The sequence below is a fragment of the Parapedobacter lycopersici genome, assembly GCF_040395035.1.
In the GTDB taxonomy this organism is placed as follows: domain Bacteria; phylum Bacteroidota; class Bacteroidia; order Sphingobacteriales; family Sphingobacteriaceae; genus Parapedobacter; species Parapedobacter lycopersici_A.
On the sequence record NZ_JBEBRB010000113.1, the window covers coordinates 1 to 4,513 of the forward strand.

Annotated in this window: 2 protein-coding genes; both read right to left on the reverse strand. The window is 51.8% G+C overall.

Annotated features, from left to right (window positions below):
- Nucleotides 1–4: 4 nt before the first annotated feature.
- Entirely contained in the window at nucleotides 5–1,114 is a 1,110-nt protein-coding gene (locus tag ABWO75_RS13310) for a family 20 glycosylhydrolase (protein WP_353186318.1), read from the reverse strand.
- Between the two features lie 123 nt (nucleotides 1,115–1,237).
- The coding region (locus ABWO75_RS13315; protein ID WP_353186320.1) for a translocation/assembly module TamB domain-containing protein at nucleotides 1,238–4,513 on the reverse strand (3,276 nt) is incomplete at its 5' end.

The following is a 4,513-nucleotide window of genomic DNA, read 5'->3' on the forward strand; positions in this document are numbered from 1 at the left end:
TTTTCTACTGTTCCACTTCGGCAATTTTCTCATACATCACATTAAAGGTATTCCATGGTGTATTCTTCCCACCATCTTCATCCGGTGTGTTTTCATAAAAACCCTTGAAGAAAGGCGTGGGGCCGGACCATACGGTATGCGCAATTCCATAATAACGGCCCTGTAGCTGTTCGCCTGAGATCGCCCTTGATTTATAGAGGTTTCCCACCTGGCTGACGGCAACTTCCGGGTGGTCCCACGCGCAGGTGACTACCCGCAACCCTTTTAACGCAAAATAGACCGCCGTTTGGTTATCCTGCGTGTATTGCCAGTCGCAGATAACGACGTCTCTTGGAATCATATCAATTGCGCGGTAAGTGTCGTTATAGCTGGCTGCCCACATGCCGATACCTGTTGCCCTGCCGTCGATCAGCCGGTCGCCCCAGATCCACAGCTCCTGTCCGCGTTCCGCCAGGTGATCGCGGATAGTCTGCACCTCATTGGCAAACAGGATTGATTTATCCCGTCCGGAACAGCGCGGGCATTGGTCTTCACCCAGGTAAAATACTTCGTCCATTCCGGCGTGGAATGCCTTCGCTTCGAATACATCCATGATTTCGTCGACCAGTGCAAATACGACCCGGTGTACGCCCGGATGCAGCGGGCAGTAACTTTTGCAATATAGGCCGTCCTCGTTTGGCCATTTGTATGTTCCTTCGGGCGGCATCTTTACCCAGGGGGTTTCATCAAACTCCGGATACACGCGCAACAGGTTGCCGATGTCACCGGCCCACGATTGGTGGCCCAGCAGGTTAACCTGCGGAACGATCTGTATTCCATGTTCCCGGCAGGCCTTTACGAGCTTTTTCACATCGTTTTTCGATAATGTAACCGAGTCCCGCAATTCCGGATGACTTTTGAAAGCATAGTTGAAATCTACCCGAAGGATCAGGGTATTGACCCCCCGTGGAGCAAGTTCCTCATGAATGAACTTAATAAAATCGGACAGGCCGTCCGGTTTCGGCGCTGCGATGCTGAAACCTTTGATGATCGACAGGCTGTCTGCTGGCTGCTGTGCATACCCCATCCGGCCCAGCAGCACCACCATCAGCAAAATAAAACAAGACGTTTTCATGGCTTAAATTTGGTTTATGTAAACTGGCTTGTCTAAGGTACGGTTTTTGGGTCGAAATCAAAATTGTAATTGATACAGAATCCCTTACAATGGCTCGTTGAGGTTCCGGAACATACCGGTTCGCTAGAATACCTCTTCGTTTTCCTCTTCTTCCCGGCTCCGGAGGGTGAGCAGCCGTCGTAAAAATTCGCCGAATGTATAGAATTCCTGGCGGTAAACCAGCCCGACGGCACTTACATAGTTGTTGTCGTTGAGATTGAGCAGGAAATTGCGGCTATTCAGCCGGTTGGAGGCCCGGAGTACTAGGCGGCCGTCTTTCCGGATCAGGTATTGTACTTCGGCATCGGTGGCAACGCGATCGCTGAATACATTCAGGTCGGTCACGTTTCGTCTGTCGGTTACACCACCGGTCAGGATCAGCCGGTCGTTGAAAAGATGCACCGAAGCGCTTGCATCGTTGAGCGAACGGATGTTGAGATCCACGAAATTGAGATTAAGGGATTGTGCGATGATATTGTTGAGCTGGTTGAAAGCAAGCTCGGTACCGGCACTCAGTAACGTGTTGTTGAGCTCGCGGCTGAAATCCGTTGCTGATCCGGGCGTAAAGCTACGGCGTACGATCAGGCTCAATGTCTGTTGGTTTACGTTGTTGGCGTCGCTGAGGTAGCCCTGCAGTTCGTCTTTTACATAAGGATCATTCGGGAAATTCAGGCCGAACGTAATATCCGGCCGCATAAGATTGCCGCTAAGGTTCATCTGAGCCTGCGCAAGTGCGCGTTGTTCGTTGGTCTCACGCCCCGCGGCATTGTAAAGCGGGGAAAGGCTTGTGCGTTGCTCATAAACCGCGGTGAGCGCAATTGTTGCTTCCGTCGGTTGCCCTGTCCAGCGGATGGTGCCGCCCTGATTAATGTCGAAAATCTTGTTGATAAAATCCTGGGCGGTCAGGGTAAATTTCCCTGAATTGATGGCGTAATCGCCAAACATCTCAAAATCGCCCAGACTGGATATGCGAAGCGATAAAGCACCGGTTCCCCGCCCGGATAATTCTCCCAGATCGGTATACAGGCTGATTTCTGCGTCAGGTGTTACCTGAAAATCCATGTTCAGACTCAGCCCCTTCAATAACTGGGAGGTTGGGGTCCGTGTGTTGACGGTGTCCTGACTGACAAAGCGGATAAAATCGTTGTCGCTCACGGTGCCTACCGCATTGAGCGGTATAGCCAGCCGGGTATTTTCATTGGTCCGTGCTTTGACCGTAATGTTGATGGCATTCGTGGGGCCATGAAACGCAAACCTACCCGTGCCGTAAGCAGTTCCATAATACAGCGGATTATCCCGAAGGGTAGTGTGAAGCACCAGGAAATTGGTTGCGTCAATTGTAAGGTCGATATCGGGAACGCGGATATTGCTCAGGTCTACCTTCCCATTGGCAAGGGCCTGATTCCCCATGGGGTCTGTTACCGTCAGGTTGGTGAGCAGCAGCGTACTATTCGATAGGTATACTTCGTCATCTATGCGATAGGGGGTTTTGAGGTAATTTACGGTGAATCCTGCGTCGTGTAGACTGAAGCGGCCATCCACCTGCGGGTTCAATGCGGTGCCCGTGATGCGGAGGTCGGCGGAAACGGTGCCGGTAATGTTTGATACCAGGTTCTTAAGCAGGGGCTGGAAAATGATCAGCTCACTTTTATTCAGCGCAACACGCATATCCAGCTTATTCACTGCAGCGGCATTATAGGTGCCGGTCGCCAGGATGGTTCTGATGCCGTGGTTGACCACTTCCATATTAACATTCACCAGTTTAGTATGCTGGTCAAAGTCGGCCTGCAGCAGCAGGTCACCCACCTCCGTGTCGTTATAGTGGATGCCGCTGGCTTCGATATCGGCAATGAAATAAGGTTGTTTCAATAAGGACGAAATGTTCATCTGCCCGTTCACGATCCCGTCGAGTCTGATACCCGAAGGCCGCATTGCCGCGTTGAATGTACTGAGGTCGAACTGGCTGAATGTAAGCACAGCCTCATCGCCTGTCTGCGGGGATATGACGCCATCCAAACGGACTGTCTGATTGCCATTTGTAAGCTCCATGTCGCTTATGCGCAATCGGTCCCTATCGAGGTGGATAAGCGCCTGGTTCCCCAGTTGCCAGGGTTCCTGATTGAGAATAACGGCCGAAGGGAGAAAGCGGAGTTCGGCCGGCTGTTCTTCCCTGAAATGCATCAGGCCATTCAGGTCGATCCGGTTGCTCGCCGTGGTATGTGCCAGTTTGAGGTTAAAGTACAGGCTATCGTTGGTGAGCGTGTTGGTCATGTTTACGTTGTCGATATACAGGCTGTCGGTCAGGCTAACCCGATCGGCGGTAACCAATAGGCGGAGGGCCTCGTTATTGGTGGTCTCGTCGGCAATCAGCTGCTCGATCCGGAGATTTCCGTAATGCAGGGTAGGCACGAGCAAATTGAAGTTGGCCGCGCCGGCGGCCGAAGAAAAATACCCGGTTAAGGAGGCACCTTTACCAATAGCCAGCGCTGGTTCGACAAATGGGGCAATAGGGGTAAAGTCCTTCAACGTCAGGTCGACATGGAAATCCTGCTTTCCCGATGGTTTTAAAGCGAGGCCCATGGCGGGCGCGTAGCGCATCGCGACCGACTGAAAGTATGCGGATAACGTGGGTAAATCCGTCTCGCCGCTTAATGTCGCTTCCATGACATCGGATGTTAACCACAATACCCGGTGTTCCTCATCGCCTTTGGCCAGCAATGCCACGGAATCAATGGTGTAGCTGCCGGTGTCGACCTGGAACTGTATGTCGTTTGCTGCGATGCTTCCCTGGATGTTATTGAGGGTGTTTCCGGTGAAATTACTGGTAATCGTTCCTCCGTGAAGGACCACTGGTTTTTTATCGTATAGGCGAAGCCGGGACAGGTCGGCATGTGCTACGGAGGCATAAAAGTGATAAGCGGGCTGGCGCGGATTGAAATTCGCTTCCCCATCAAAGGTTAATTGCAGGTTGGGATCGGCTACCGTGAGCGCACCGGCAAATAACAGGTTGTCGAACCGTCCCTGTATGTCAATGTCGCGATACTGGTATCCACTGAACTCAAGATAGCCCACATGTCCTGAAATCTCACTGTTTACGTCGTGTGCGGCAAATCCCTGCCCATCTACCATCATGTCGAAACTTCCGCGCCCCATCTTTTCGTAGTTTAGCAATGTCCCTACATCAAAGGTGTCGGCAGAAAGCTTGCCGGAATAACGTTGTTGATCGGCAATGTCGAGGTGGATATCGGTATTGATCGTGCCAAGATCCGTTTCCAGCATTCCATACGCAACGAAATCCAGGTAGTGGCCGGTTAAAGAACCTTGATAGCGGATATCACCCATCCGGTCAAAAATTTCGGG